Here is a 26755-nt window from a genome sequence, read left to right as displayed (position 1 = left end):
CCCAACTCGCATGCAGGAGTGATCAGCCGACGCCGGCCTGCGCCTCCGCCGTGACGGTGACGCCCTCAGCGAGCTCGATGATCTGGTCGTCGGTCAGGCCGAGCGAGTCCCAGACCTGCACCAGGACGCGGTTCGCGCCGTCGTCGTAGGTCAGGATCGTCGCCGCGTCGCTGGCCCGCAGCCAGCCGTCGTGGTCGCCGACCTTGACGGGCGTACCTTCCGGGGCGCCGGTGACCGAGGACGACTCGAGCATCACGACGACCTTCTCGACGAAGTTGTCGAGGCCGGTCAGGTTGTCGGGGCGGGCGATGTTGAGGTTGAACGGCCCGGAGCCCTCGAGCACGAAGCCCTCGGGCACCTTGCTGACGATGAAGCCCGGCTCCTGTTCGCCGGTGTAGGCAACCAGCTCGAGCGTCTCGCCCTGCTGCGAGGGCTGGACGACCGGGGGCGCGGACGGCTGATCGGCGTTCACGGCAACGGTCACGCCGACGGCCGCGACGGCGGCGATGCCGAGACCGGCGACGCCCATCCGGACGGTACGACGGCGGGCGGCGCCGCGGCCGCGCATCACATCGCGCTTGATGATGGCGTCGGTGGTCTCGGCTTCGTGGTTGAGCTTGCGCAGGCGGTCGGTGAGGTCGGTCATGATGCGTCTCCTTCGTGGGGGGTGCCCTGGGGCGTGGGCGGGACAGTCGTGGGGTCGGGCAGGACTTCGCGGAGCTTCGCCAGGCCGCGGGCGGTCTGGCTCTTGACGGTGCCCTCGCTGCAGCCGAGCGCGTCGGCGGCGTCCTCGACACTGAGGTCGACGACGTGGCGCAGCACGACGGCCGCCCGCATCCGCGCGGGCAGCGCACTCAACGCGGCGAGCAGCTCCGCGTCGATCGGCTCCTCGGCAGACGGGCCGGCACGGTCCGGCAGCTCACCGGTCACCTTCTCCCGCGCGATCATCGGGCGGCGCCGGTGGTCGATGAAGGCGTTGACCAGGACCCGTCGCGCATAGGCGTCGACGCCGCCGCGCTTCGTGGCCCGGCCCCAGGCGAGGTACAGGCGCACCAGGGTGCCCTGGACGAGGTCCTCGGCCAGGTAGTGGTCGCCGGCGGTCAGGACGGTCGCCGTACCCAGGAGGTGGGAGCGGCGTCGTCGTACGAACTCTTCGAACTCCGCGTCACGCGGCGTCGGTCTCATGTCCCCTACACGAGTGGGAGGTCCCAGCGGGTTGCATCACCCGCCCCACGATGTCACCCGTAGTGACAGATGTACCCGAGCGTCTCGGTGACCTCGATGTCGAAGGAGGAGTCGCCGGGGACGTTGAAGGACTCGCCGGCGGCGTACTCGGTCCAGTCCTCGGAGCCGGCCAGGCGGATCCGGCACTTGCCGGCGTTGAGCTCCATCACCTCGGGCGCAGCGGTGCCGAAGTTGAGCTGCGCCGGGAAGATCACGCCGGCCGACTTCTTGGTGCCGTCGGCGAGGAAGAAGGTGTGGCTGACGCAGGCGCCGTCGAAGTAGATGTTGGCCTGCGGGTCGAGGGTCACGTTCTCAAAGGTCACGAGGCCGAACTCTATTGGTCGTTGCCGTGGGGGCTGGCGCCCGTGGGCTCCGGCGGTACGACGACACGCTGGCCTCGCCCGCGAGCCAGAACCGCCACGGCACGTCGGCCGCCTTGGAGACGCCGACGCGAGGGCCGGCCTCGACGCGTTGTCGGTGGCGTACCTCGGGGCCGAGCGCGGGCTGCTCGGTCGGCGACTCGCGGTCGAGGAGGTCGGTGCCCAGGTCGGTCAGCGTGATGGCGAGCGCCTGGGCGAGATTGCCCGGTCCGCGGGCGAGCTGGTGGTCGGGAGCGTTGTTGCGGCGGATCCGCGCAAGGTCGATCCCGTCGACCACCTCCCCCGCGCGCAGCAGCACCGCGGCCCCGATCTCGGTGGGGCCGGTGACCACGTTGGCGCAGTGATGGATGCCGTAGGACCGGTAGACGTAGAGCCGCCACGGCGGTCCGTACATCACCTCCGAGCGTGGGGTCCGGGTGAACGCGTGGGAGGCGGGGTCCTCGCTGCCGCCGTACGCCTCGACCTCGGTGATCCGGATGGTCACGCCGTGCGCGGAGAAGGTGCGGCCGAGCAGGGATCGCGCGCGTCGTACGACGTCGGCGGTGTTGCTGGCGCTCACGGGGGTGAGGCTAGCCGCACGCCGACTGCCGGCTGGCCTTGTCCGCCTTGATGTAGCGGTCCTCGCGCGGGTGGCGGCCGTAGCCGTCGCGGGAGTCGTAGCGCGCGATCGCGAGCCCCTGCTTGATCAGCTGCAGGCCGGCGTCGACCCTGCCGACGTCGACGTAGCGCAGCAGCCGGTCGTAGCGGTCGCGGTCCTCGTCGGAGGCGCCGAGGGTGATCCGCTCGTCCTCGACCAGGTCGACGAGCGCGGCCCGCGCTTCGTCGTACCCGCACTCCCCTCGCTCCGGGGTGTCGATCCCGACCAGCCGGACGGTCTCGCCGTTGCTGAGATCGACGGTGTCGCCGTCGACGACGTGGGTGACCACGAAGGTGCGGCCGTCCTTCGGCTCGACCGGCTGGACCTCGTTGTGCGGCCGGGCGTCGGCGCCCCCGAACACGCGGAACAGGAGGAAGAGCACCACGACGACGGCCACCGCGAAGAGCAGGGGGTGGCGGCGCATGTGCGGAACGTACGGCCAGGGTCCGACCCTGTCAGGGGTTTCGGGAAACGGTCAGGCCGCGAGGGCGGGCTCGAACGCCAGGTAGTGGACGTCGGTGAGCGGGCGCGACACCAGCTCGAAGATCCGGCGGCCGAGGCCCCACTGGCTCCGGATCACCCTGGCCGCACGTTGCCGGTCACCCTCGTCGGTGAGGACCCGGCCGCGGGCGGCGATCGGGTCGCCCTCCGGGACACCGCGGGCGTCGCACGGCGCCAGCAGGGCGCGCGGATCGTTGCGGATGCGCTTGGCCTTGAACGCGTTGATCTCGGTCCAGACGTAGAGCGTCTCGCCGTCGCGGGCGAACCACACCGGCGACGGGATGGGCGTCCCGTCGCGCTTGTAGGTCACCAGCAGCACGTGGACGTGGCCGGCCAGCGCGGAGAAGTCGGTGTGCTGCACCGGTCGGTCGAGGACCGTCATCGCCTCGGGTGCGCGCATCGCGTTCATCGGCTTCTTGCCCGACTTGATCAGGCGTCGGGTGAGGGATTCGGGAAGGCGCATGGGTCGATCTTGGCGGGCACGGCTCGCCCTGTCGTCCTCCCACGGGAGGAACCGGTCAAGCGTCCGCGCGCGCGAGTGCCGCCCCGGTCCAGGCCTCGTCGCCACTGACGTCCTCGAGCACGTCGAGCCACACCGGAACCGGCCGGGGCTCGTGGTCGCCGTCGTCGATCTCGGCGAGGAGAGTGCCGTCCTCGAGCTCGTCGACCACGACGTGCCACCCGTCGCGGTGCACGTGGTGCCGGCGTTTGCGCAGCGACCGGCCAGGGAGCTTCGCGAGCATCAGCGCCCACTCCGCGTCGTCGAGGTAGACCGACGTGCAGGCGACCTCGGCCGGGCTGTCGCCGAGCCGCACCTTGTGGCCGAGCTTGCGCACGACGGTGCCGTCGGGTCGTCGTACCTCACGAAGCCGGAGGCGGGTCCCGTCGACGTACCGGTCCTCGATCTCCCAGGTCTCCCCCACTCCCTCGGGAAGGGCGGCGACCAGGAACCTGCGTTCACGTTCGACGACGGCGTACTTCAACGAGACCATCGCACCAGTCTGCCCAAGACCCGCATGAGGCCGCGGGCCGTGGGTACCCGAGGCCGTTCGGCGACCGGGCCGAACGCGGGCCAGGGCTCGGACACCTGTGGGGCGGTCCGGGCCCTGGTCATTTCCGGCGAGACGTATCAACGGACCTCCGCCGCCCTCCTCCCTGTGTGCCTGGCATGGGGCCGGGCCTTCAGAGAGGTGCCTCGGATGGCTGAGAAATGGACCATCAAGCTGGATCGACTCTTCGTCCATGACGCGGATGAGGACGGGACGTTCAGCGACGGCGACGAGCCGTACATCGTGCCCATCGGCTTCCGCTCGAAATTCCGTACGCCGAACTCGACCTCCGTGTTCTGGAAGGGCGTGCTCGACGACGACTGGGCGAGCGGCATCGACGACCACGAGTCGAAGGCGATCCCGGCCGGGCAGGGCGAGCTCGTGTTCAAGGGTGTCTCCCGACCGACCGTGCAGGAGGTGCTCGGTGGCCAGATGCCGGAGATCCTCGGCGCGATCGTGCTGGTCTTCGAGTCCGACGCGACGCCCTTCAACGCGATCCGGTCGATCGTCGAGGACGTGCGGTCGGCGCTGCGGACCGAGCTGAAGCGACTGGTCGAGGGCGGGGCGTTGAGCCTGACCGACCCGGAGCCCGACATCGAGCAGGCCGTCAAGAACGTGCGGGCGGCGACCGAGCTCACCACCGGCGAGAAGATCGAGCTGTTCCTGCTGTCGTGGACGGACCCCGACGACATCGTGGGCATCCACCCGCTGACGTTCGCCGCGGTGCAGGGCAGCGGGCTGCCCATCCCCGTGCTGAGCGACCGGGACCTCAACCTCCGGTTCAAGCCGAGCGGCATCGACTACGAGATCCAGGGACGTCTCATCGGGGGCTCCGAGGGCGTCGGTTGGGAGTCGCTCGGCGGCGTCCTGACCAGTGACCCGGCGATCGTCTCGTGGGGCCCGAACCGCCTGGACATCTTCGTCCGCGGCGAGGACAACGCGATGTACCAGAAGCTGTGGAACGGCTCCTGGCACGGCTGGACGAGCCTCGGCGGCAAGCTCACCTCGGCGCCCGCGGCGACGAGCTGGGCGTCGGGTCGCATCGACGTGTTCGCCCGGGGCGAGGACAAGGCGATGTACCACAAGTGGTTCAACGGCTCCTGGCACGGATGGGAGTCCCTCGGCGGCACGCTGACCTCCGGGCCGGCGGCCGCGAGCTGGGGTTCAGGGCGCATCGACACCTTCGTCCGCGGCACGGACGGCGCGCTGTGGCACAAGTGGTTCGACGGTGCCTGGCACGACTGGGAGTCCCTCGGTGGCCAGATCATCGGTGACCCGGCGGTCGCGTCCTGGGGCTCGGGGCGTCTCGACGTCTTCGCCCGCGGCACCGACAACGCGCTGTGGCACAAGTGGTTCGACGGTGCCTGGCACGACTGGCAGTCCCTCGGCGGCGTACTGACCGCGAGCCCCGGCGTGACGTCGTGGGCGTCGGGCCGGCTCGACGTGGTCGTCCGCGGTGGGGACAACGGTTGCTACCACAAGCTCTTCAACGGCGAGTGGCTCGACTGGGAGGTCCTGGGCGGCAAGTTCAGCTCCGGCCTCGACATCGCCTCGTGGGGCCCGAAGCGGCTCGACCTCGTGGGTCGCGGCATGGACAACGCCTGCTACCACGCCTGGTACGACAACACCTTCACCGGCAACGGCTGGTCCTGAGGACGCGGCGGGCGGGTGCGTCGTACGACGTGCCCGCTCGCTAGGACGAGAACATCAACGCCACCACCATTGCGGCGACGATGAGGAGCAGGCCGATGCCCCAGGCAGCCCAACGCGCCAACGGGTGGTGGGCGTCGACGTCGCGGGTATGGAATCCGAGGTTCACACCTCGAAGGTAGGTACCTGTGGGAGCCGACGTGGGCTAACCCGCAAGAGATGGTCACGACGAACTACGAGGTCTGTCCGAGCGTGACTCCGGGGCCACGTTGCAGTGGCCCCGCCTCCTCGACAGGAGACCGGGCCACTGCGTCAGGAACCCTCCAGCTCAGCGAATTCTGAAGGTGGTCGACCGTGCAGCAGGACACTGCGCCTGGTTCGTGGCCGCCGACAGGGGGGTCGTTGCGTAGTAGCGCCCGGCCCTCTTGGTGCGCGTCAGCCGATAGGTCCCGTCGGACCGGCTGGTGGCTGTGCCCACCTTGCGGTCCGGACCGGTGACGGCCTTCCAGATGGTGACCGGACGCGATGCCTTGCAACCCGCGACCGGAGAGGAGATGCGGCCCCTGAACTTGCCGCTCGAGTACGTCGACGTCAACGTCCGCGTCGTCAACGGGCACCCCGTCGCAGTGGCTGCGGCAATCCCGCGACAGCTGTCCTTGTGGTCCTCGACACCGTCGCTGTCGAAGTCGCAGCTGACGTAGGTGACCTTCATCGACCAGTCATTGAGGGTGCCGGTGTCGCCGGGTTCCATGTCGTACACGCCCACAAAGAACTTGCCTCCGACTGCTCCGTTGTGCGTAGAGAGCCGCTCCGACGGCTGGAAGGAACCGGTGAAGGGAGCGACGCCCCAACCCAGCGGGTCCGCGGCCTGGTCGTTGAGGACCGTTCCCACCATGTCGTTGTTGCCGCGGCCCACACGGAAGACCACGTAGCTGCTCGCACGGGCGATCGATGCATCAGTCATGGAGTACAAGATGACCACCACGTCGCTGATGTAGGTGTGGTGAAGGTTGAGGGTCACGTCGATGTCGGCGACGGTCAGTCCTTCGGGCACGTCGAACGGCGTCGTCCCGAGGTACCCGCTGCTCCCCGATGAGGGAGAGTCTGGAATCGGCTGGTTGAGAGCCCCGCTGGCAAAGGTCTGCTGACAGGCTGCCGTTGCTGCCCGGGCCACAGGAGCGCTGACGGCAACGATCCCGAAAGCACCGATCCCCACTGCCAATGCCGCCACCCCCGACCGCCGGATCATGGCCCACCTGGTCCCATCACGCATGGTTGTCCCCGAATCTGATTGATCTGCCGAGCCCAGACGGGCCCGCGATCATGCTCGTCGGGCTGGGTCGCCAACGGCAGTAGGGATGCGACGTAACCGTGAGCGCTCTCGGGGCGAGGCGGACCCGCCCGTAGGCTTCGGCCGTGGGCTACGAGACCGGCACGAAGCACTTCAAGGTCGTCGGGGCCGTGATCGTCCGCGACGGCCTGGTGCTGTGCGCCAGGCGCGAGCCGGGTGGCGAAACCGGCGACCTGTGGGAGTTCCCCGGCGGCAAGATCGAGCCCGGCGAATCCGCGGGACGTGCGCTCGAGCGGGAGATCCTCGAGGAGCTGGGCTGCCGGATCCGCGTCGGCGCGAAGGTGACCGCCACGACGCACAAGTACGGCTTCGGTGTCATCACGTTGACCACCTTCTACTGCGAGCTGATCGACGGTACGCCGACCGCGACCGAGCATGCGGCGCTGCTGTGGTTGGCGCCGGATGAGCTGGATGACCTCGAGTGGGCGCCGGCGGATCTGCCTGCGGTGGAGCTGGTGAAGCTCCAGCTCGATACCCGGCTCGGTTCAGAATGACCTCGTTTCCCCGTCCACGGTGTTGGCAGCGAGTGCGCCCCGGTCGTCGCCACCGGAGGGGAGCACGGCGTTCTCCGGCTCGGCGACTGCCACGGCACAGCGCCCGCACCCAAGAGACAATTCAGCGGTCTGCCTTGCGCACGGCCAAGCTGCGAAGCGCCTCTTGATCTTGTCCCAGATCGAGGCTCGCAACCTCAAGACAACTTCCACCGCGAGGCCGCACCGCGAGATGTTGGCGCTAGAAAGCCGTCGTTGCGCAGCTTTTGCGCTGCCCACCGGATGTCGTACTGCCAAGTGAAGAACAGGTCTCCGCTCGAGCGGAGATCCTTTTCATGTTTTGACCACACCTCGCGGCACACGTCAACGACTGTCGCCGAACCGCCGAGATCCTTGAGCGCCTCAATGACGTGGTCCGCCAAGTCTTGTTTGATCATCTCTGCAGCTTGCCAGCCCGCCCGGGGAAGATCAGCGCTTCTGAGATTGCGACCGTTGGAGATTCGAACGCGCGAGTTCGATGGCTTCGCCCGCAAACAGGTGTAGGTACTGCGCATCGAGCATCAGTTCAAGGACCGCCGTTTCGAACTCGCTGGGGCCAACTGAGTCATCTAGGCGACCGACCATTCGACGGGCAGCATCGACGGCGCCGACCGATCTGACGTCCAACTCAAAGACGCCCGCAGGCATGAATGCATCGACCCGTGACGCCCATGCATCTGTCAGCGACAAGGTGAACTTCAGCTCCGTCGGATCACTCGGCAGCCGGACCTTCAATCGCGAGAACGGCTCCGCCGGTTCTGAACCTTCAATCTTGGCGGCTTCGGAGCGAACTAGGTCATCGAGTTCCTGATCGCTGAGGACGTCGAGGAGCCTAGCGCCGGTCAGAAAAGTGATGCGTTTGTAGAGTTGGCGAGCCCAAGAGCTGCGATCTCCCTCGCCGCTCTTGAGGACAGCAGCAACGAGCGCTCGAACAAGTCGATGATCGCGCACCAATGCCGTTCGATCGAACAACTGGAACAGCTCGTCCTCGCCGAGTGGCTTTGGATGGGCTGGGTCCAGAAGTTCCAACAGCACCTCCTCCCGATCCCACACTCGTCGCAGCGCATGCTTGGACGGCGTTCCGATCATCCGGTCTGCATGGAGGTCGGGGAACCTCGCAGCGCAGACGTCCGGCAACAAAACGAGCGCTAAGAAGCTCCAAGTCTCACCGTGAGCCGCGTCTGAGGGGACGATCTCGAGACTTTGTCGCAACACTTGACCGAGCGCGATGTCGTATCGGGCGGTATCACGACTCACTGCGCGCAGCGGATCCTGCGTCCCAAGCCACGGATCTAATCGCCCCAGGACGTCGGCGCGAACCTGCTCCAACTTGGCGGGTGACGCGACAGCCCCTCCCGTGGCGACTGGCGTCTTGAATGGATGATCGGTGGCTGCCATCCGTCCAACGGCCGCTAAACCACCACCTCCGAACGCCTCGCGCAACTCGTCCAGCCGATGTTGAGCATGAGCAACACCAAGGCGCGGATATACCCAAGTCATTCCGTCCACACCTCCCGCAACGGATCCATCGATGCTTGGAGTAGGTCGTCCAGGTACCCCGGGTCCGTGCGCAGGGTCTTGATCACAGTCGCCAACGGCTGGCTCAAGTACAGCTCGCACATCCCGCTCGCGACAGCACCGACAGACTCGTCATCATGCGACTCGGCAAGCTCCAAGTCTTGATGCGCGATCTCGGCCAGAAGCCGGCGAACAACATCGGCCTTCAGCACCGCTGGCAAACCTTGCGGGGGTTCCTTCTGCATTGCCAACAGGCCAACTGGGTGACCCGTATTTACCAAAAGTCGGACAGCTCCCGCGAACGACTCATTCAGATCGGTGAAGCTGGTGACCAAGGCCCACGGCGAGGGAGGTCGTCCGACCTTCTGAAAGTCCACGGGCTCGATCGGAAACCTACCGCCAGATCCCTCTAGGACGATCACTTGAGGAGCACTGAAGGCAAGGATCGACCCCCGCCTCCACCCGATGCGCAGGCCGACCGACGACGAAGACTCAGCGGTCACCAACTTGGTTGACAGTCGAAGCTCGCGTGCCATCTGACCGCGCGGCAACGATATTTCGATCTGCGCTCCACCGCCGTCATCGATCGGCGAACGTCCAACGACGCGTCGCATCGCGGCCGGGCAGTCCACAACCGCAATCAACTCAAGCGCTCCGGTTGATGAGAGCCCAGTCGCCTCAAGCACCGCAGCGATATCCACCGTCGCAGCACTCCTGAGCACAATGTCGGTTGCGTAGTCCCAATCAGTCAACATGTCCGGCACCGTGAGCCATCCAGAGGGCGTCAGGATCGTCCACGGGTGCCATGAAACAGAATCCGAGGTCGCGACACGGTGCGGCATGACCCGCGTCTTGGTCATTCGGGATTCACGATCTTGACATCGATGTCGAGCGCAACATCATCACGACATTCAACGAGATACTCGACGGCCCTCCCCGACTTGACCAGCATGGGCTCCAAAGAATGCGACGGCATCCACCCCACCGGGCGGATCCATTGATCGATGTCCTTGGTGCCGCTGCCGCCGTCGTATCCGACACTGGGAACCACGGCAACCCACTCGCCCAATGGGGATCCTCGTTCAAGGCGGATTCCGAATCGCATTGACGTCCAGCCCGGCTCGCTGCTCGGACCCGCGTCTATCAGGTCCACCCGTGCCGACGGCCTACGCACACCGCTGCTGCCTCGCCTCGGTCCCGGCGTCCGCTCAGGAGCATTTCCTGGCAATCCGACAAGGAGGCTGGCCAGCTTGTTGCCCAAGGAGGCCGCGGACGGAGCATCGCCAACTGCTCGATCCGCTTGATCGAGTGGAGCGACGAACTCGTTGACCCGGTTCCGGATTTCGCGGAGTGCGATGTTCACGTCCCGCTTCATTCTGGCGTCCTGGATCCCGGAGACAACCCAGTCGTCGTGTGCGGGGGGCTCCGCAGATGCAAATGAGTCGTCGGTCTGGGCCGTCGGTTTGAAAACCCCAACCCAACCGAAGTCTTCATCCGGCAGCGCCCGGTGCTCTTCGTACTTCACCACGAGCTCGGTGTCCGTCCGCATCAGAGCGACATGATGGGATGGAGCATCCTTGTCCCCTCGTGGCCAACGCGACAGCGCCAAATGTCCAAGTACCTTTGGTGGTCGTTGCGAAGCAATCTCGAATACCCTCGTCGGAAAGAATGCCTGCGGAACGGGCCCTCCAGCTTGAGCGGCCCGAACCGCAACAAGGCAGTCGACCAGAGGACGAATCTCAGCATTCGTCACCTCCTGAAGCGGCACCTCGGTGCCCTCATGAATCAGCGAAATATTCATCGTGTCGCGACCCGATTCAGGCACCATCTTTGGCCAAAGATTCATCGTCATCGCGGCCTTGAGATCTGCGACAATCTCCACATCATTTTCAGAGTCGAGCTGTGGGTCGACAATCAACATGCTGGTGCCAGTCGCACCCGTAGCAAACTTATTCGCAAACAGCCGCTCGGCAAGCGCCGCAGCGCGCTGTCCTCGAATCGGTTCGACGCGATCGTCCACCAAGATCCCCCACCAATGACGACCCGTGTAGCGGTAGCCGTCCAAGTCAAACGCGTCGCCAATAGCCGAGGCAATCAGGCGATCCTCAACGCCATGAGCTGTATGACATCTCGTCCAGAAGATTACCGTGGAGACCTTGCTCACGACGTATGCGATCGTCTTACCAAAGCCGTAGGTTCCGCCACCCAAGTGCACGTCCCTGGGTGCACCCAAGTTGAGGATCAGGTTCGCAAAATTTCGAGATTCCCCTTCCCCGAACGCAAGATCAGCCCTCACCGGGCCGTCAAGTCCAACCGTCCCCCGGTCCGATATCTCAAGCACGCGGATTGAGTGTCCCGTCAACAGCTTGTCAATGTCTGTGGAGTCAGATCCTTCCGCGAAAACCACATCGCGAAGGGTTCCAACAGCTGCCTCTCCAAGACGGCGAAGCGTGACGTTGAAGTCGACAACAGCGCCAGGTCGACGAGCGTCCCAGCTGTTTTGCGCTGTTTCCCGAACAAGTACTTCAGTGGTTGAAATGTTGGGCACCCCGAGCAACCGGCGGGCTCCAGCTCCATCGATGTCACCCTCTGCGAATCGCTTGGGAAACCAGTCGAGCGGGGACGCCTCATCCATCAACGTTGGCTCCTTCAGACACCCATTGCGCAAGCTGCGCGTCAACTTGGTCTGCATGAATGCCTTCTGGCGCGGTATCGAGATTCAGCTCGTAACGCACCCTGCCCACCCCGTTCAGATGGCGGGGATCAATGTGACTACGCCGCAGTCCAGGAAACTCAGTCCCAACATTCCAGATCCGCACGGACTTGACGCCAAATCTAAAATCTCTGTCCGCTGCGCTGCCGACGACGTACCCAGCTTGGTGAATCTTCGCCACAAGCGTGGCCTTCGGCACCCCCAGCGAAGTTAGTTCGTCCACGAGGATGTCAATGCTGGGCGCCTCCGTATCCTCCACCAAGTGAATGACTCCCAGCCAGAGTTCGTGAGGTCCTGGGTCAAGTTGATCTAAGTTGCTGATTGACACCACCTTCCCGTCCAAGGAAGCCGTCGCCTTCACTTCGAGGTGGCGGAGACCCGCAACGAAGTCATGCAGGCCCCCGGCCGGACCTTTCCAGGTCTCAACGGCGGCAACAGGATCGGCCCCGAGGATCAGCTTCAACATGGTCAACTCGCCCACGATCCCCTCGACTTTCTCACGCCCGATGGGAAGGCCCGCTGACTTCAGCAGTTCCTTCCACTCAGCGACGACCGTTCGACAGGTGGACGGTGGGTTTTCGGGGCCACTTGCCAGACGTTCGACGATGTCGTCGACCATGCGCTCAAACACGCCATTGAGATGCGGCAGGTGGCAGTGGACGTCGACGAAGTTCAGTAGCGTGCCACCGTCCATCATCGCGTGGCCAGCCAACGCCACGCCAGCAGCGGAGTGGTCCGGCTTAACCTTGCAACCCGCGGTCGGCACGAGCAGGTGCCTCTGTCCCAAGTGATCGACAGCGAGCCGGATGGCCTTGCCTCCGACCTTCTGATCGAGATCGCGGGTCTTCATCTGGCCGGAAATCACTTTCTCTTTGTTCGCATCCAAGAGGACGAACTCAGCTCCGATGCCGATCATTCTGCGATCTCCTCGGACAGTTCATCGAGCACAATCTCGTCGTCCTCTTCGTCGAGCGCTTCGGGCTCCCAATCCGGCACCACCGCGAAGAAATCTCCGTCACCGGCTACACCGGCGTCACCAACCTCGGGGAAAATGATCCCGACCCCGACCAGTCCGCTAACGGCGTCCATTTCACGCCGACTGTCAAGCTTTATGGCCTTTCCCTGCGGAACCGAGGCGGCACTGATCGGAAGGAGAAGAACCAAGCCCGTCTGCGGAGCCAGCTTTCGTCGAATTGATGCGGGATCCGACGTTTCGACCGCCACCAGAGCCGGATCAAGGTCCGCGAACCAATCTTCGTGCGAGAGCAACGCCTTGATGTTTGCATTCGGTCCAGCCGGTTCTTTCAGAGGCGCCCGGTTATTGTTGGGGATCGCAATTTCAAGACCCAAGTCGGTGGTACCCAAGTCATGAGGGCTTCCGTTGCGGACGACCTGCTTTCCACTGCCGACGACGACCACGTTCCACAAACAGTCCTGCGCGAATGAATCGATCCACTTCGACATCTGAGCCGCATTCATTCGCCGTTGATTCTCATGGAACGAGTAGGAGCGGACGAACTCCGCGACAGTTGCAGAGGACACGGCAGGCAAAGCCCACCTCTGGCGGCGTCCAACTCGAGATGCGTCCCCAGTCGCTAGAGACGCGGCAACGAGTGACCGCGCAGCCTCGAGGTTCTGCTCGACAACGTCGCCATCCTTCTCCGTGAGCCAGATGGTCTGATGACGCTGGGCCGAGTAGGACACACGAACCTGCTGGACGAATCGCATGCGGTTTCGAGCGACGATCTCCAGCCGCCCCGGGTGAGCGCGGACTCGCAATCCCAACTGTCGAGGAGTGACATTCTCAACTTCCATGTGCGTGATGTCGTTGCGGATCTCCTGTTCGACTTGGGCGAGAAAGCGGAAGTCTTCCCGAAGTCCTGCCGTCATCCAGATTCGTGGCAGGTCCTCGTACCCGACACGAAACCCAAACCATCGGCCCATCTGCAGCAGCGTGTCGTACGAGTTCGAACTGCGGCTGAAGTACGAAACGACCAGCCCTTCGAGAGTGAGGCCCCGCGACAAAGTGCCGCCTCCGATCGCAACAACTGTCTCTGCGATAGGCGACCCATCCGCGGCCTTTCGGTTGTAGTCGAGACGGTCCTGGGACCTTCCGTTGTCGACGATCACGCGAACGGCGGACACCGTTGCTGGAACCTCTCTCCACACGTCCTCCCACGAAGGAAGGGGCACTGAAGCAACGTCGCTTGCCCGCGTCGCCTCTTCGACCCAAGCCTGCTCGAACTCGGGCCGCAACGATTCAATGTTGCTCGCCCACCTCCCAAGAAGCACCTCCACTCTGCCCTGCATTGCAAAATGGGGATCGATGTATTGCGTTGTGTGAATGAGCATCGAAGAGTGCTTGTTGGCCTGCCCGCGAGCTCGCCGAACTGCCGTCGCCAATACGAACCACCTCAACGCGTCCACGAGTGAGTCAGGAGACTCAGGGTCGAAGTCGAGGCGATCCGCCAGCTTGCTCGGCGCTCGAAGCTGATTGGCCTCGTCGTCCGTGACCATGCGGACCATGTCCAGCCCGTCATCAGGCTCGTCATCTGCACCCAGCGATTCCCGGCCGAACAGTCGCTCTGCTCCGAAGTACGCAGCCGGTCGCGGCAAACTCAGGATGAAGTCAGCCGGGTACATCTCGTCGTCGTCGCTCGGATCCATGAACACGTTCGCGAAGGGCGTTGCTGTGTATCCGACGTAAGTACCGCTGGGGATCTCTTTCCAAATGTCCCGAATGCACCCATTGATCGCGGTGATCTGGTTCGCCCGCGTTGGCGAGTTCGGCGTTGCTTGATCTGCCTCGTCATCGAGCAGCAAGATCGGAGTCCGGCGGCGAATGTCCTCCGGGATATCCGCCAGCCAACGGCGCAAACGACGAAGCCGTGATGCGTTCTTCTTCACCACCATGAGGGTTCGCACTCCGTGCCCAAGCAGCGCAGCACCTTGCACATGTCCAAGGAAGTCGGAGTCTGGCTTCGTCAGAGTCGACCACGTGTGGTCGACCAGATCCTGCTCCAACCGAGTCTGGGTCTGTTCCCGAAGATTCTCGAACGTCCCTGAGAGAACGATCACCAAGCGGTACCCCGCGTCCGAAGCTTTGGCGATCACCGACGTGTAGTTGGCAGTCTTACCAGACTGCACATATCCAATGACCAATCCCTTCTTGGACAGGCCCTCCAACGCGGGGTTGGCGAGCTGCGCAACGACCTTGGTCGAAGCGTCATCGATCTCGTCTATGACCGAGCCCATGCCAGTTGCTACAAGCCGCGCCCGAACCTTGGTCCATCCTGGATCGCCGTCCTGTGGCCCGGCGTACCACGGAGCGACCTTCGCCTCGGCGATGACTCCGCCGACGCCCACCCCAGGTGGATCATTGAGAATCGCTGCCTGCGCAGCCTTCTGTTCGAAGAAGGCGATGGCAGGTTGAAGCTCCTCCAACTGCACGCCCATCCCCTTGGCGAACCGACGTGCGGCCTCATGGACGCTGATGTTGTGCTGATGCATCAGCATCACCAACTGCTGATAGGCGAATGCCGTATCCATATGACGTGTCTCCCGGGAAGTCGAGGCCGTGGCGTGATCCGAGCGCGTCTCCGCGACTCTCGAAGCCATATTGCCAAGTCAACGATGGAAGCGCGGGAAGTCCGAGAACTTCCTATTGCAACCTGCAACGAACGAGGCCTGCCATTCCCCGAAAGTGCCTACTGCCCACGCAGGACCGACTCCACAACATCTGCTGCCTCAGTTGCTAGCTCGTGCTCCCAGAATCGCAAGACCACCCAACCGCTTGCCTCAAGCGAGGCGTTGGTCGTGCCGTCGCGCGCCACGTTCGCAGCCAGTTTCTGACGCCACCATGCCCCGTTGTTCTTGACTGCGACCGAGTGCACCGGGCACTGGTGCCAGAAGCATCCGTCAACGAACACAGCGACCCGTTGACGAGGGAATGCAATATCGATCGTCCGGCGAGGACGCCCCGGAACCTTGGTGCCCAGCCGGTATCGAAGGCCACGGCGATACAACTCTCGTCTGAGAGCGAGCTCCGGCTGCGTGCCTGCGCGCAACTGAGCCTGCATGCGCGACCGAACATGCTCCGTCGGTTCGCTCCGATCCATTGACGATCCTAGAGTCGTCCTGCGGCAGGCTTGATGCCGAACATGTCTGCGACGATCTCGCCCAGTTGGCGCGCCAACAGAGGAGGCACGGCGTTCCCAACTTGGTGGTACTGCTGCGTCCGCCCACCCACGAAGAAGTAGTCGTCAGGAAAGGTCTGGAGGCGCGCGGCTTCGCGAACGCTGAGGCTTCGCATCTGCGTCGGGTCATAGTGGATGTAGTAGTGGCCGTCCTTGGAGATGTGCGACACGACTGTCGTACTCGACTCATCCCGGATCTGGACGCGGAATCTGTCCGTGAAGGGCGCATCCGCATTGCGCGCGTTCTTGTGGTTAGGCACCAAGGCATCAGGTAGGTCACCCAGTTTGGGCCTCTTCCCTCGCTCAGCCATCACTGCCAGGTATCCGTAACGCTTGAGGTCCGATTCCATGTGGGCGCGGCTTTCATGCAATGCCACCCCCCCGATTTCGTCGTCGACCAGCCAGTCACGGAGATGGCCCTGAAGCGCAGGGACGTAGCCGTCAACGAAGGGCGCGCCGACAGCCGGAAGCCTCGCGGCTCGACCGCCCTTCTTCCCCGCGAGAAGCCACGCCGCGTCGCGGGCCAATCGCCACGCAGTCTCGGAGTCGGAGCCGCGGGGGCTCACCATCGACCTGATTCCAGGCAGGTCGCCGATGGCGTCCAGGACTGTCGTCGTCGGACGTGTATCGAGTTGTCCCGGCGTCCGCAGTCCCGATTCTCGTTGGATGCCCAGCAGGATCACCCGGTGGCGTCGCTGCGGGATGCCGTACCGCTCGGTCCTGATGATGAAGTCCGATGGCTTCGGGTCATCGTCCGGCACGACGAAGGATCGGATGTCGTACCCATTCCCGGCCGCCGCCAAGTCATCGCGGATGGTTCGGAAAATGCCGCCGCCAGAGTGCTGCGAGCTCAGCATGCCCTTGACGTTCTCCATGACGAATACCGTCGGGCGGAACTCCTCGATGATCGCGAGGTACTCCCGATACAGAACGTGCTTGTGATCGCCCGCGAAAGTCGGGTCAGCCTTGCGGCGCGACCGTCCCGCGAGCGAATAGGCTTGGCACGGTGGACCTCCAATCAAGATCCACGGTTCACCCGTGCCGCGCGCCTCTAGGGCAGCCTTGATCTGGCTGTTGGACTCCGCCCGGGTGTCCGGACCCAACGCCATCTCTCTGATCTCGTCCCACGCATGCTTGAACGCGACCTCGAGCGCAGGACTGGTCTCGAGACCCGCTTGGTCAACTGTGCCTCGAAGGAAGTCGTAGTAGACGGCGGGGTTCGCGCCGAACTCTCTTCGATGGTGGCGAAGGGCAGCACGCAGTCTCAGTGTGCGACAGGCCCAAGGGTCCATCTCGAAGGAGGCGACGGCCTCGAAGATCGGCGAACTGTCACTGTTGAGTAGGGACGAGAAGCCTTCATTCAGGCCGCCGGGACCCGCGAACACATCAACGACTGGAATCGCGCTCATGCCGGCGATCCCTCAGCAACCCCACCCATCAACATGCCCATCCCGTCCTCACGTCTCCAGGCTACCAGGCAGCGGAGACACAATGCGCCGATACGAACCAGCTCCCCTGAACGCGTCACCAGCGATTGGCGAAAGCCCGGCCACCTCGCGAGAGGTGACCGGGCCTTCGTCTCGATACGCCCTCGCCTTGCGGCTCGGGCTACTCGACGACCTTGATCAGCTGCAGCCGCTGGTGCTTCCGCAGCCCTCGCACACGTAGCACGAGCCAGCAGGCCGCATCTTCGTGCCGCAGGTCAGGCACAGCGGGCTGTCGACAGCGGTGCCGGTGAGCTGCTCGAGGAGCTCGGCGGAGGTCTTGGCGACCTTCACCTCGACGGCGGGGGCGCCGGCGAGCGGGTCCTCCTCGGCATCAACGATGTCCTCGGAGGTTTCGAGGCTCGTCGCTTGCGCTCCTCGCACCTCAACCACCGAGGTGTCGATGAGCTCGGACGGGCTGCCGATGTCCTCCTCGAGGGGCTCGTAGGAGCCGGTCTCGAGGTGGCGCTGGCGCTCCTCGGCGGAGTAGATGCCGAGGGCGGAGCGGTCGTCGAAGGACAGGTAGTCCAGCGCCAGGCGGCGGAAGACGTAGTCCATGATCGACTGCGCCATCCGGACGTCCGGGTCGTCGGTGAGGCCGGCGGGCTCGAAGCGCAGGTTGGTGAACTTCGAGACGTAGGTCTCCAGCGGGACGCCGTACTGCAGGCCGATCGAGACCGCGATCGAGAAGGCGTCCATCACGCCGGCCAGGGTCGAGCCCTGCTTGCCGAGCTTGAGGAAGATCTCGCCGAGCGTCTTGTCGTCGTGCGCACCCGAGGTCATGTAGCCCTGGGCGCCGGCCACCGTGAACGAGGTGGTGCGGGCCATACGGGACTTCGGGAGGCGCTTGCGGGTCGGGGCGTAGACGACCTTCTCCACAACCTTCTCGATGACCTTGGCTGCATCAGCTGCGTCTGCAGCGTCGGCCGCGTCCTTCTTGGCCTTGCCGCCACCGTCGGCCAGGGGCTGGCCGACCTTGCAGTTGTCGCGGTAGATCGCGGTGGCCTTGAGGCCGAGCTTCCACGACTCCATGTAGATGGTCTCGATCTCCTCGACGGAGGCGGACTCCGGGAGGTTGACCGTCTTGGAGATCGCGCCCGAGAGGAACGGCTGGCAGGCAGCCATCATCTTCACGTGGCCCATGGGCTTGAGCGAACGCTCCCCCATGGCGGTGTCGAAGATCTCGTAGTGCTCGGTCTTCAGGCCGGGTGCGTCGACGACGTGGCCGTGCTCGGCGATGTAGGCAACGATCGCCTCGACCTGCTCGGGCTGGTAGCCGAGCTTGGTCAGCGCACGCGGGATCGTCTGGTTGACGATCTGCATCGAGCCGCCACCGACGAGCTTCTTGAACTTGACCAGCGAGAAGTCCGGCTCGATGCCGGTCGTGTCGCAGTCCATCATGAAGCCGATGGTGCCGGTCGGCGCGAGCACGGAGGCCTGCGCGTTGCGGAAGCCGTTGGTCTTGCCGAGCTCGACGACCTTCGCCCACTCGGCGGTCGCCAGCTTGAGCACCTCGGCGTCGGAGATGTGCAGCGTGCGGACCGCGTCGTTGGCGGCCTGGTGCTTGCGCATCACCCGGTTGTGGGCCTCGGCGTTGCGGGCGTAGCCGGCGTACGGACCGACGATCTCGGCCAGCTCGGCCGAGCGGCGGTACGACGTACCGGTCATCAGGGACGTGATCGTGGCTGCCATCGCGCGGCCACCGTCGGAGTCGTAGCCCAGGCCCATGGCCATCAGCAGCGCACCGAGGTTGGCGTAACCGATGCCGAGCTGGCGGTAGTCACGCGTGGTCTGGGCGATCGGCTCGGTCGGGAAGTCGGCGAAGCAGATCGAGATGTCCATCGCGGTGATGATCAGCTCGACGGCCTTCGCGAACAGCGGCGCGTCGAAGGTGTCGTCGTCCTTGAGGAACTTCATCAGGTTCAGCGAGGCGAGGTTGCACGAGGAGTTGTCGAGCGACATGTACTCCGAGCACGGGTTGGACGCGGTGATCCGGCCCGTCTCCGGGTTGGTGTGCCAGTCGTTGATCGTGTCGTCGTACTGCAGGCCCGGGTCGGCGCAGGCCCAGGCGGCTTCACTGATCTTGCGGAACAGGGTGCGCGCGTCGACGGTCTCGATGACCGAGCCGTCCTTGCGCGAACGCAGGCCGAACTCGCGACCGTCCTCGACGGCGCTCATGAACTCGTCGTTGACCCGCACCGAGTTGTTGGCGTTCTGGTACTGCACGGACGTGATGTCCTTGCCGCCCAGGTCCATGTCGAAGCCGGCGTCACGCAGGGCGCGGATCTTGTCCTCTTCGCGCCACTTGGTCTCGACGAACTCCTCGATGTCGGGGTGGTCGACGTCGAGGACGACCATCTTGGCCGCACGACGCGTGGCGCCGCCCGACTTGATGGTGCCCGCCGAGGCGTCCGCGCCGCGCATGAAGGAGACCGGGCCGCTCGCCGTACCACCGGAGGAGAGGAGCTCCTTGGAGGAGCGAATGCGGGAGAGGTTCAGGCCGGCGCCGGAGCCGCCCTTGAAGATGAAGCCCTCTTCCTTGTACCAGTTCAGGATCGAGTCCATCGAGTCATCCACCGAGAGGATGAAGCAGGCGGAGACCTGCTGCGGGGACTGCGTGCCGACGTTGAACCACACCGGGGAGTTGAAGGAGAAGTACTGGTTCACGAGCAGCCAGGTCAGCTCGTGGTCGAAGATCTCAGCGTCCACCGCAGACGCGAAGTAGCCGTTCTCGATGCCGGCCTTGGTGTAGCGGGAGACCACCCGGTCGATGAGCTGCTTGAGACCGCGCTCGCGCTCGGGGGTGCCGACGGCGCCACGGAAGTACTTCGTGGTGACGATCGTGGAGGCGTTGAGCGACCAGAAGTCGGGGAACTCGACACCGAGCTGCTCGAAGACGGTCTCGCCGGTCTTCCAGTTCTGCTGGACGACGTCGCGACGCTCCCAGGTGATGGCGTCGTAGGGGTGCACGCCCTCGGTGCTGAAGATCCGCTCGATCTTCAGACCCTTCTTGTGGCCCCCACCTGTCGTGGTGGTTGCCTCGGTGTTGCTGGCCGTCTCGGTCATGTCTCTCCTGGTCTCCTGGTACGTCGTGCGGCGGTGGTGGTTCAGCGGTGATTCAACGGTGATTCTTCAAAGGTAAATCGACGTTGGGTGGCCCGGCAGGCGGCTTCCCCACCACCTGCCGGGCGTCTGTGGTCAGCCCGAAGGGACCGAGGTCGCCTCCGAGGCCAGCTGGCGCTCAGCGCGCATCAGCGAGATCTCGTTCTCGAAGTCGGCCGCGGAGTCGAACCCGCGGTAGACCGAGGCGAATCGAAGGTAGGCCACCTCGTCGAGGCGGCGAAGGGGCGAGAGGATCGCCAGGCCCACCTCGTGGGCGGCGATCTCGGGGCTGCCGGCGAGGCGCAGCTGGTCCTCGACCTCCTGGCCCAGCCGGGCCAGGTCGTCCTCGTCGACGGGGCGCCCCTTGCACGCCTTGCGCACACCCGAGACAGCCTTCTCGCGGGTGAACGGCTCGGTGGCGCCAGAGCGCTTGAGCACGGTCAGCTGCATCGCCTCGACCGTGGTGAACCGCTTCTCGCAGTCCAGACACATCCGGCGGCGGCGGATCGCGCACCCGTCGTCGGACACGCGCGAGTCGAGGACCTTGGTGTCACTGTGCTTGCAGTACGGACAGTGCATGAGCCCCTCCTCACGGGATGTCGGACAGCGGGATGGTTGTGGAGAAAGTGGGAGCCTTCTGTGCACAACTGGTCGTGATCTGTGCAACTCCACCCCTCGTCCTGTGGACTAGATGTGGAGAACTACATCGTTGTAACTACTAGATGTAGTGGTAACCGTACGCCCCGACCACCACGGGTGCAAGACCGGGTCGCGATGACTTCTGGAAACTTTGATTCCGGCCCCGAACCGGAGGGTTGAGGAGGCGTCCCAGCCACCCATCGGACACAATGACGCCGTGGCGGGAGGCAAGCGTTCCGGGGAGCGCGTCAAGGCAGGGTTTCGCGCCGACCTCTTGGTGCTCGCCGTCGGCATCACCTTCGCGCTCGTCGCCTGGGGATACCTGGTGTTCGCCGCGATCGACTTCGGCGCCACCGCCCGCCACGACGGCAAGGGCAGCGCCTGGTTCTTCCTGCTCGTCGCCTGCGCCGGCGCCATGCTGTGCATGTTCCTCGCCTTCATGCTCGCCGTGCGCCTCTCGCGTGCGGTCGGATGGAGCGAGGGCGCCACGCCCCGCGTGAAGCGGGACCCCACCGCCCCCAAGGGCGGCAAGCGCGCCGCTCGGTAGGCCTCACCCCAACAAAACAGCGCGAGGGGCGGGACGCGGCTGCATGAGCCGGGTCCCGCCCCTCGTCTTCCCCTACACCCGTCGGGGTCGAAGCGACGGGGAGTTCTGACTACTCCGTCGGAACGCGGAGCTGCTGGCCGGCGTAGACCATGCTCGAGTCGAGCGTGTTGAGCTGCTGGATCTGGTCCATCACCGAACGCACGTCGTCGCCGGTCGTCGCGGCCACGTCGCTGGCCAGGCCCCACAGCGTCTCGCCGGGCGCGACGGTGACCACCTCGACGGCCGGCTCGCCGCCGCCTTCGCGGGTCGCGGCCGAACCGGCGGCGAGCCACACGGCCGTCGCCACGACCACGGCGAACGCGAGCGCAAGGACGACGAGGCGGCCACGGCGGGTCAGCCGGACCTGGCTGCGGGCACGCACCGGGCGGGCGGACGTCGTACGGCGAACGGTGGAGACGTGCGGGGCGAACGTGATGGTGCTCATGGAAACCTCCGGGGGAAGTGGACGACCCATGTCTAGTGAGGCGGTCCGACAGAAGCTGGTCGATCAGGCGTTCGATCGAACATGTGTACGAGAGTAGATCAGGTGTTCGAACAAATCCAGTACCTGTTCGAAAGAGCGTTCGACCGCGTGTCGCGACACGCCCGTTCGAACAGATGTTTGAAGAAGGGCCGGTGCATCGGTTAGCGTCGTCACATCCGTACCGGGCAACGTGCTGGGCAACGCGCTGGGCAATTTGGGAGGGCATCCATGGCTGACAAGGCCAAGACCACGACTGGCAGCACCGTCACCGAGCTGCCCGACGGACCCCCGGACGCGAGTGGGCTGACCGTGCGCCAGCTGCGCGTGCTGGCCCACATCAAGGACAGCATCGAGAAGCGCGGCTACCCGCCGAGCATGCGCGAGATCGGCACGGCCGTCGGCCTGACCAGCACCTCCAGCGTCGCCCACCAGCTGCGCACCCTGGAGGAGAAGGGCTACCTCAAGCGCGACCCCAACCGCCCGCGCGCCCTCGAGGTGTTCCTGCCCGAGGTGATGGCCGCCCGCCGCGCCATGGGTGACCACTCCGCCGACGAGAGCACCTACGACGAGACCGGCAGCGGCGACGCAGCGCCGACCCCGCGCAACGTCCCCGTCGTCGGCAGGATCGCCGCCGGTGGCCCGATCCTGGCCGAGGAGCGCATCGAGGACGTCTTCCCGCTCCCCCGCCAGCTCGTCGGCGACGGCCAGCTGTTCCTGCTCCAGGTCAGCGGCGAGTCGATGATCGACGCCGCGATCTGCGACGGCGATTACGTCGTGATCCGCCAGCAGCCCACCGCCGAGAACGGCGAGATCGTCGCCGCGATGATCGACGGCGAGGCTACGGTCAAGACCTTCCAGCGCAAGGCCGGGCAGGTGTGGCTGCTGCCGCACAACCCTGCGTTCGATCCGATCGACGGCACGAACGCCACGATCCTGGGCAAGGTCACGGCGGTTCTTCGCCGCGTCTGACGTAAGGTCATGGGGTTCATCTCGTCGACCCTGAAGGCCGAACTTCCCCATGACGCGCCGCAGCAACTTCCCCTTCTCGGGGCTGCTCATCGCCCTGCTCGCCACCTTGTTGCTCGTGCCGTTCCTCGGCAGCGCAGCGCAGGCTGAACCCACCGACCCGGCGACCCCGGCCGACCCGGGTGCTGCGGCGCCCGAGACCCCGCGGGACGTGGCCGAGCAGGCACTCGAGACGGTGGAGGAGATCCTCGACCCGGCAGCGTCCGTGACCTCCGACGCGGACGACCGCGCCCACGGCAAGGACCTCACGCTGGCGCTGCGCGACCTCGCCGCGAGCAAGGCCGACCTGCCGAAGAACAAGCGGGACGACGCCGCGCGGCTGCTCGCCCGCCCGACCGACGGCGTCAACACGGCCGGCAGCTACGAGTGCGAGGGCAACGACGGCCCGCCCTGCTACACGCAGTCGCAGGCCGGCCAGAAGTGCCTGACGACGATCTGCGTCCACTACGCCCGCTCCACCGACCCGAACCGTCCTGACGGCGAGAACGACGGGACCGGCGGCCGCTGGGCCGGCACGGACCCCGCCCTCCCGGACTACGTCGAGTTCGTCGCGAACACGTTCCAGCAGGTCGCCAACCGCTACGTGAGCGCCGGCTACACGGCACCCCTGGGCGACGTGATCGCCGGCGGGGACGCCAAGACCGACATCTACATCGCCGAGCTCGGCGACTTCGGGATCTACGGCTACTGCGCGACCGACCAGGACATCGCCGGTCACGTGGCCGCACCCGCCTACTGCGTCGTCGACAACAACTACAAGACCACCGAGTACCCCGCCCACACCCCGGCCGCGAACCTGCAGGTCACCGCAGCCCACGAGTTCTTCCACGCCGTCCAGTTCGCCTACGACGTGAACGAGGACGGCTGGTTCATGGAGGGCACGGCGACCTGGGTCGAGGACGAGATCTTCGACGCGATCAACGACAACCGCTCCTACCTGCCCCACGGTCCGCTGGGCGTGCCCCACCAGTCCCTCGACAAGTGGAGCACCCTGTCGCAGTACGGATCGTGGATCTTCTTCCGCTTCCTCACCGAGCGCTACCCGACCGCCAGCGGCGGTCTCCCCGTGGTCATCCGGAAGATCTGGGAGCGCGCCGGCAACGGCCAGTACTCCGTGCAGGCCATCAACAACACGCTCGGCGAGCTCGGCACCAACATGGGCGTCCTGTTCCCCCGGTTCGTCCTGTGGAACCGGATGCCCGCCCAGTACTACGCCGAGGGTTCCGCCTACCGTCCCGCGCCGCTGCGGGCGTCGTACGGCCTGAGCGCGGCAGCGCCGGGCAAGACTGTCGGCTTCACGCTGGACCACCTGTCCGCCAAGCACCTGCGGTTCGTGCCGAAGATGACCGGTGCGTGGAAGCTGCGCATGCGGCTCAACCTCAACAGCTCCGCCGCCGGTGGCTCCGCGATGGTCACCTACAAGCCCAAGGGCAAGGCACCGGTCGTCAAGGCCGTGAAGCTGTACAGCGACGGCAACGGGCTGGTCGTGCTGCCCTTCGGCGGGCGGGTCGACTGGGTCGAGGTCGCCGCGGTCAGCGGAAGCATCCGGTACGCCGGCTGCGGCAGCCCCGCGCGCGACTACACGGCGACGTGCCAGGGCTACCCGCTCGACAACGGGGTCAACCAGGGCATCGTCGTCAGGGCTGTGCGCGGCTGAGCCGCTGCAGCGCAGCCCGGACCATGGCCGGGTCGGTCGTCGCCCACATCGGCGGCAGGCTCGACTTGAGGAACGAGCCGTAGCGCGCCGTCGCGAGCCTCGGGTCGAGTACGGCGACCACGCCCCGGTCGGACGTCGTACGGATCAGGCGACCTGAACCCTGCGCCAGCAGCAGCGCCGCGTGCGTGGCGGACACCTGCATGAAGCCGTTGCCGCCGGCCTTGTCGGCCGCCTTCGAACGGGCGCTCATCAACGGGTCGTCGGGGCGCGGGAACGGGATCCTGTCGATGATCACCAGCTGGCAGGTGTCGCCGGGGACGTCGAGGCCCTGCCACAACCCGAGGGTGCCGAACAGGTTGGTGTGCGGGTCCTCGACGAACTGGCGGGCGAGCTCGGGCAGCTGGGCCTCGCCCTGCGCCAGCGTCGTGAGGTGCGGCAGCGCGGTGCGGACGTGCTCGGCCGCGGCCTCCGCGGCGCGACGACTGGAGAACAGCCCCAAGGTGCGGCCCTCGGCCGCGTCGACCAGCTCGGTGATCTCGTCGAGCTGGGCCTGGCCCAGGCCGTCACGTCCCGGCGGTGGCAGGTGGCGTGCGACGTACAGGATGCCCTGGCGGGGGTAGTCGAACGGGCTGCCGACGTCGAGGCCGCGCCAGGGCTGGGCGTCCTCAGGTCTCGAGGCGGTCGCTGCGCGACCTCCTCGACCAGCGGCCTCGCCGCCGGCTGAGCGTTCGGACGGTTTCAGGCCGACCGAGGTGGCGATCGAGTCGAAGTCGCCGCCGAGCATCAGGGTCGCCGAGGTCAGCACCACCGTGTTGTCGGTCAGCAGCTTGTCGCGCATCGGGCCCCACACCTGGAGCGGCGCGACACACAGGGTCGGCGGGATCCGGTCGGTGCCCTCGGTGCGCCACAGCACGTCGGCCTCCGAGCACGCCGCCATCCGCTCCGCGGTGGCGAACACCTCCTGCACCATCCCCTTGGCCTGGGTGAGGGCCGGGTCCGGCTCCTGGCCTGACGACTTGCCGGTCTCGGCCTTGGGGAAGGCCGAGGCGCAGGCGCGGGCCGCGTCACGGACCAGCACCAGGGCGTCGGACAGGTCCTCGGGCAGGGTCTCGAACCGGCCGGACGGCGCCTCCGACACCGCGGCACGCAGGGCGTCCGCCGCGTCGGCGAGGTCGTCGGCCTCGTTGCCCTCGACGTGGCGGATGCTGCGCCGAGCCGCCCGCTCGACCTCGGCTGCCCACAGCTCGTCGGTCGCGGCCTGGGTCACCCGGGCGGCGAGCTCGTGGGCCTCGTCGATCACGACGGCGTCGTACTCGGGAATCATCGGGATGCCCTCGATCGCGTCGATCGCGAGCAGCGAGTGGTTGGTGATGATCAGGTGGGAGCGCTGCGCCTTCTCCTTCGCGCGCTCAGCGAAGCACTCCTCGCCGTAGGCGCACTTGCTGGCACTGAGGCACTCGCGCGCGGAGACGCTGACCTGGCGCCACTCCTTCTCGGTGTGGCGTGGCGCCTCGTCGCGCTCGCCGGTCTGCTTGTCCTTGGATGCCTTCTCGGCCCACTTGCGCAGCTCGAGGACCTTCGCCCCCATCGTGCCCTCGGGGATCTGGATCAGCTCGCCCTGCTCGTCGGGGGCGCCCTCGCGGATCCGGTGCAGGCAGGCGTAGTTGGAGCGGCCCTTGAGGACGGCGTACGACGCGTCGAGGCCCGGCGTCGTACCGACGGCCTTGACCAGCCGCGGCAGGTCGCGCTCGACGAGCTGGTGCTGCAGGGCGAGGGTGGCCGTGGCGATCACGACCCGCCTGTCGTGGAGCAGCGCAGGGACGAGGTAGCCGAGCGACTTGCCCGTGCCCGTGCCTGCCTGGATCAGCAGGTGCTCCTTGTCGGCGAAGGCGCCGGCGACGGCATCGGCCATGGCGACCTGGCCGTCGCGCTCCTGGCCACCGAGCGCGGCCACCGCGGTCGCGAGCAACTCCCGGACGGGGTTGGTCTGCGGTGCGGCGTCAGTGGTCACCGGAGAACCCTAGATGG

26 protein-coding genes are annotated in these 26755 nt (G+C 65.9%); 5 read left to right on the top strand and 21 right to left on the bottom strand.

The window, feature by feature from the left end; genetic code table 11:
* Positions 1-22: 22 nt before the first annotated feature.
* The 7 genes from ASD84_RS17670 to ASD84_RS17640 are packed head-to-tail and all read right to left on the bottom strand — an operon-like array spanning position 23 to position 3734.
* Positions 23-646 carry a hypothetical protein gene (locus ASD84_RS17670; RefSeq protein ID WP_056713254.1) on the bottom strand — a complete coding sequence of 208 codons (624 nt, stop codon included), beginning with the start codon at positions 644-646 and terminating at the stop codon, positions 23-25.
* A complete protein-coding gene (locus ASD84_RS17665) occupies positions 643-1185 on the bottom strand; it encodes a SigE family RNA polymerase sigma factor (protein ID WP_056713252.1) in 543 nt (180 codons plus the stop codon). The genes ASD84_RS17670 and ASD84_RS17665 overlap by 4 nt, the downstream gene beginning before the upstream one ends.
* Before the next feature lie 53 nt (positions 1186-1238).
* A complete protein-coding gene (locus ASD84_RS17660; RefSeq protein WP_056713250.1) occupies positions 1239-1547 on the bottom strand; it encodes a pyrimidine/purine nucleoside phosphorylase in 309 nt (102 codons plus the stop codon).
* Positions 1537-2163, bottom strand: a complete 627-nt coding sequence (locus ASD84_RS17655) for a DNA-3-methyladenine glycosylase (protein ID WP_056713248.1) — start codon at positions 2161-2163, stop codon at positions 1537-1539. The genes ASD84_RS17660 and ASD84_RS17655 overlap by 11 nt, the downstream gene beginning before the upstream one ends.
* A gap of 10 nt (positions 2164-2173) precedes the next feature.
* A complete protein-coding gene (locus tag ASD84_RS17650) occupies positions 2174-2665 on the bottom strand; it encodes a thermonuclease family protein (RefSeq protein WP_056713247.1) in 492 nt (163 codons plus the stop codon).
* Positions 2666-2716: 51 nt separating this feature from the next.
* Positions 2717-3205 carry a PPOX class F420-dependent oxidoreductase gene (locus ASD84_RS17645; RefSeq protein WP_082573758.1) on the bottom strand — a complete coding sequence of 163 codons (489 nt, stop codon included), beginning with the start codon at positions 3203-3205 and terminating at the stop codon, positions 2717-2719.
* A 55-nt stretch (positions 3206-3260) separates the two neighbouring features.
* Positions 3261-3734: a hypothetical protein gene (locus ASD84_RS17640; protein WP_056713245.1), complete on the bottom strand. Its 474-nt coding sequence runs from the start codon at positions 3732-3734 to the stop codon at positions 3261-3263.
* Positions 3735-3941: 207 nt separating this feature from the next.
* On the opposite strand from ASD84_RS17640, the gene ASD84_RS17635 reads away from it, so the two are divergent.
* Complete coding sequence (locus tag ASD84_RS17635) at positions 3942-5444, top strand: DUF346 domain-containing protein (protein WP_056713243.1); 1503 nt, start codon at positions 3942-3944, stop codon at positions 5442-5444.
* 40 nt (positions 5445-5484) lie between these two features.
* Here ASD84_RS17635 and ASD84_RS26035 read toward each other — a convergent pair whose 3' ends face one another.
* Entirely contained in the window at positions 5485-5610 is a 126-nt protein-coding gene (locus ASD84_RS26035) for a hypothetical protein (protein WP_268788480.1), read from the bottom strand.
* A 159-nt stretch (positions 5611-5769) separates the two neighbouring features.
* Positions 5770-6690, bottom strand: coding sequence for a hypothetical protein (locus ASD84_RS17630; protein ID WP_156392076.1), 921 nt, complete (start codon positions 6688-6690; stop codon positions 5770-5772).
* 167 nt (positions 6691-6857) lie between these two features.
* On the opposite strand from ASD84_RS17630, the gene ASD84_RS17625 reads away from it, so the two are divergent.
* Positions 6858-7286 (top strand): (deoxy)nucleoside triphosphate pyrophosphohydrolase, encoded by a 429-nt coding sequence (locus tag ASD84_RS17625; RefSeq protein WP_056713239.1) that lies wholly within the window; start codon positions 6858-6860, stop codon positions 7284-7286.
* 194 nt (positions 7287-7480) lie between these two features.
* Here the strand turns inward: ASD84_RS17625 and ASD84_RS24835 are convergent, their stop codons facing one another.
* The 10 genes from ASD84_RS24835 to nrdR form a co-directional block, all read right to left on the bottom strand.
* The gene (locus tag ASD84_RS24835) at positions 7481-7720 is read right to left on the bottom strand and encodes a hypothetical protein (RefSeq protein ID WP_082573756.1); all 240 of its coding nucleotides are present in this window, start codon (positions 7718-7720) and stop codon (positions 7481-7483) included.
* A gap of 31 nt (positions 7721-7751) precedes the next feature.
* On the bottom strand, positions 7752-8822 hold the full coding sequence (locus ASD84_RS17620) for a hypothetical protein (RefSeq protein WP_156392074.1): 1071 nt from the start codon (positions 8820-8822) through the stop codon (positions 7752-7754).
* The gene (locus ASD84_RS17615; protein WP_056713234.1) at positions 8819-9700 is read right to left on the bottom strand and encodes a hypothetical protein; all 882 of its coding nucleotides are present in this window, start codon (positions 9698-9700) and stop codon (positions 8819-8821) included. The genes ASD84_RS17620 and ASD84_RS17615 overlap by 4 nt, the downstream gene beginning before the upstream one ends.
* Positions 9697-11532, bottom strand: a complete 1836-nt coding sequence (locus tag ASD84_RS25190) for a hypothetical protein (RefSeq protein WP_156392072.1) — start codon at positions 11530-11532, stop codon at positions 9697-9699. The genes ASD84_RS17615 and ASD84_RS25190 overlap by 4 nt, the downstream gene beginning before the upstream one ends.
* The gene (locus tag ASD84_RS17600) at positions 11468-12469 is read right to left on the bottom strand and encodes a PD-(D/E)XK motif protein (RefSeq protein ID WP_056713227.1); all 1002 of its coding nucleotides are present in this window, start codon (positions 12467-12469) and stop codon (positions 11468-11470) included. The genes ASD84_RS25190 and ASD84_RS17600 overlap by 65 nt, the downstream gene beginning before the upstream one ends.
* Entirely contained in the window at positions 12466-15102 is a 2637-nt protein-coding gene (locus ASD84_RS17595; RefSeq protein WP_056713225.1) for a Z1 domain-containing protein, read from the bottom strand. The genes ASD84_RS17600 and ASD84_RS17595 overlap by 4 nt, the downstream gene beginning before the upstream one ends.
* A gap of 158 nt (positions 15103-15260) precedes the next feature.
* Positions 15261-15671 (bottom strand): very short patch repair endonuclease, encoded by a 411-nt coding sequence (locus ASD84_RS24830; protein WP_082573752.1) that lies wholly within the window; start codon positions 15669-15671, stop codon positions 15261-15263.
* Between the two features lie 8 nt (positions 15672-15679).
* On the bottom strand, positions 15680-17158 hold the full coding sequence (locus ASD84_RS17590; protein ID WP_056713223.1) for a DNA cytosine methyltransferase: 1479 nt from the start codon (positions 17156-17158) through the stop codon (positions 15680-15682).
* 216 nt (positions 17159-17374) lie between these two features.
* The gene (locus tag ASD84_RS17585) at positions 17375-20299 is read right to left on the bottom strand and encodes a vitamin B12-dependent ribonucleotide reductase (RefSeq protein WP_056713221.1); all 2925 of its coding nucleotides are present in this window, start codon (positions 20297-20299) and stop codon (positions 17375-17377) included.
* Positions 20300-20431: 132 nt separating this feature from the next.
* A complete protein-coding gene (gene nrdR / locus ASD84_RS17580) occupies positions 20432-20914 on the bottom strand; it encodes a transcriptional regulator NrdR (RefSeq protein ID WP_056713219.1) in 483 nt (160 codons plus the stop codon).
* A gap of 277 nt (positions 20915-21191) precedes the next feature.
* Between nrdR and ASD84_RS17575 the strand changes: the two genes are divergently transcribed.
* A complete protein-coding gene (locus tag ASD84_RS17575) occupies positions 21192-21521 on the top strand; it encodes a hypothetical protein (RefSeq protein WP_056713217.1) in 330 nt (109 codons plus the stop codon).
* Positions 21522-21630: 109 nt separating this feature from the next.
* Here the strand turns inward: ASD84_RS17575 and ASD84_RS17570 are convergent, their stop codons facing one another.
* Positions 21631-22005, bottom strand: coding sequence for a LysM peptidoglycan-binding domain-containing protein (locus ASD84_RS17570; protein ID WP_162251561.1), 375 nt, complete (start codon positions 22003-22005; stop codon positions 21631-21633).
* A gap of 267 nt (positions 22006-22272) precedes the next feature.
* Between ASD84_RS17570 and lexA the strand changes: the two genes are divergently transcribed.
* Both lexA and ASD84_RS17560 read left to right on the top strand, forming a co-directional pair.
* On the top strand, positions 22273-23013 hold the full coding sequence (gene lexA, locus ASD84_RS17565) for a transcriptional repressor LexA (protein WP_056713214.1): 741 nt from the start codon (positions 22273-22275) through the stop codon (positions 23011-23013).
* Between the two features lie 49 nt (positions 23014-23062).
* Entirely contained in the window at positions 23063-24727 is a 1665-nt protein-coding gene (locus ASD84_RS17560) for an MXAN_6640 family putative metalloprotease (protein ID WP_056713212.1), read from the top strand.
* Here ASD84_RS17560 and ASD84_RS17555 read toward each other — a convergent pair.
* A complete protein-coding gene (locus ASD84_RS17555; RefSeq protein ID WP_056713210.1) occupies positions 24708-26738 on the bottom strand; it encodes an ATP-dependent DNA helicase in 2031 nt (676 codons plus the stop codon). The genes ASD84_RS17560 and ASD84_RS17555 overlap by 20 nt on opposite strands.
* Positions 26739-26755: the final 17 nt, after the last annotated feature.

This window comes from Nocardioides sp. Root682, from assembly GCF_001427795.1.
In the GTDB taxonomy this organism is placed as follows: domain Bacteria; phylum Actinomycetota; class Actinomycetes; order Propionibacteriales; family Nocardioidaceae; genus Nocardioides.
This window is presented reverse-complemented; position numbering and strand designations above follow the sequence as displayed.

Coding starts and splice junctions, on each gene's coding strand:
- ASD84_RS17630 (WP_156392076.1), bottom strand. CDS start 6,690: ATGATCCGGCGGTCGGGGGTGGCGGCATTGGCAGTGGGGATCGGTGCT.
- ASD84_RS17665 (WP_056713252.1), bottom strand. CDS start 1,185: ATGAGACCGACGCCGCGTGACGCGGAGTTCGAAGAGTTCGTACGACGA.
- nrdR (WP_056713219.1), bottom strand. CDS start 20,914: ATGCACTGTCCGTACTGCAAGCACAGTGACACCAAGGTCCTCGACTCG.
- ASD84_RS17670 (WP_056713254.1), bottom strand. CDS start 646: ATGACCGACCTCACCGACCGCCTGCGCAAGCTCAACCACGAAGCCGAG.
- ASD84_RS24835 (WP_082573756.1), bottom strand. CDS start 7,720: ATGATCAAACAAGACTTGGCGGACCACGTCATTGAGGCGCTCAAGGAT.
- ASD84_RS17590 (WP_056713223.1), bottom strand. CDS start 17,158: ATGAGCGCGATTCCAGTCGTTGATGTGTTCGCGGGTCCCGGCGGCCTG.
- ASD84_RS17635 (WP_056713243.1), top strand. CDS start 3,942: ATGGCTGAGAAATGGACCATCAAGCTGGATCGACTCTTCGTCCATGAC.
- ASD84_RS17570 (WP_162251561.1), bottom strand. CDS start 22,005: ATGAGCACCATCACGTTCGCCCCGCACGTCTCCACCGTTCGCCGTACG.
- ASD84_RS17595 (WP_056713225.1), bottom strand. CDS start 15,102: ATGGATACGGCATTCGCCTATCAGCAGTTGGTGATGCTGATGCATCAG.
- ASD84_RS17560 (WP_056713212.1), top strand. CDS start 23,063: ATGACGCGCCGCAGCAACTTCCCCTTCTCGGGGCTGCTCATCGCCCTG.
- ASD84_RS25190 (WP_156392072.1), bottom strand. CDS start 11,532: ATGCAGACCAAGTTGACGCGCAGCTTGCGCAATGGGTGTCTGAAGGAG.
- lexA (WP_056713214.1), top strand. CDS start 22,273: ATGGCTGACAAGGCCAAGACCACGACTGGCAGCACCGTCACCGAGCTG.
- ASD84_RS17620 (WP_156392074.1), bottom strand. CDS start 8,822: ATGACTTGGGTATATCCGCGCCTTGGTGTTGCTCATGCTCAACATCGG.
- ASD84_RS17640 (WP_056713245.1), bottom strand. CDS start 3,734: ATGGTCTCGTTGAAGTACGCCGTCGTCGAACGTGAACGCAGGTTCCTG.
- ASD84_RS17615 (WP_056713234.1), bottom strand. CDS start 9,700: ATGACCAAGACGCGGGTCATGCCGCACCGTGTCGCGACCTCGGATTCT.
- ASD84_RS17600 (WP_056713227.1), bottom strand. CDS start 12,469: ATGATCGGCATCGGAGCTGAGTTCGTCCTCTTGGATGCGAACAAAGAG.
- ASD84_RS17585 (WP_056713221.1), bottom strand. CDS start 20,299: ATGACCGAGACGGCCAGCAACACCGAGGCAACCACCACGACAGGTGGG.
- ASD84_RS24830 (WP_082573752.1), bottom strand. CDS start 15,671: ATGGATCGGAGCGAACCGACGGAGCATGTTCGGTCGCGCATGCAGGCT.
- ASD84_RS17645 (WP_082573758.1), bottom strand. CDS start 3,205: ATGCGCCTTCCCGAATCCCTCACCCGACGCCTGATCAAGTCGGGCAAG.
- ASD84_RS17650 (WP_056713247.1), bottom strand. CDS start 2,665: ATGCGCCGCCACCCCCTGCTCTTCGCGGTGGCCGTCGTCGTGGTGCTC.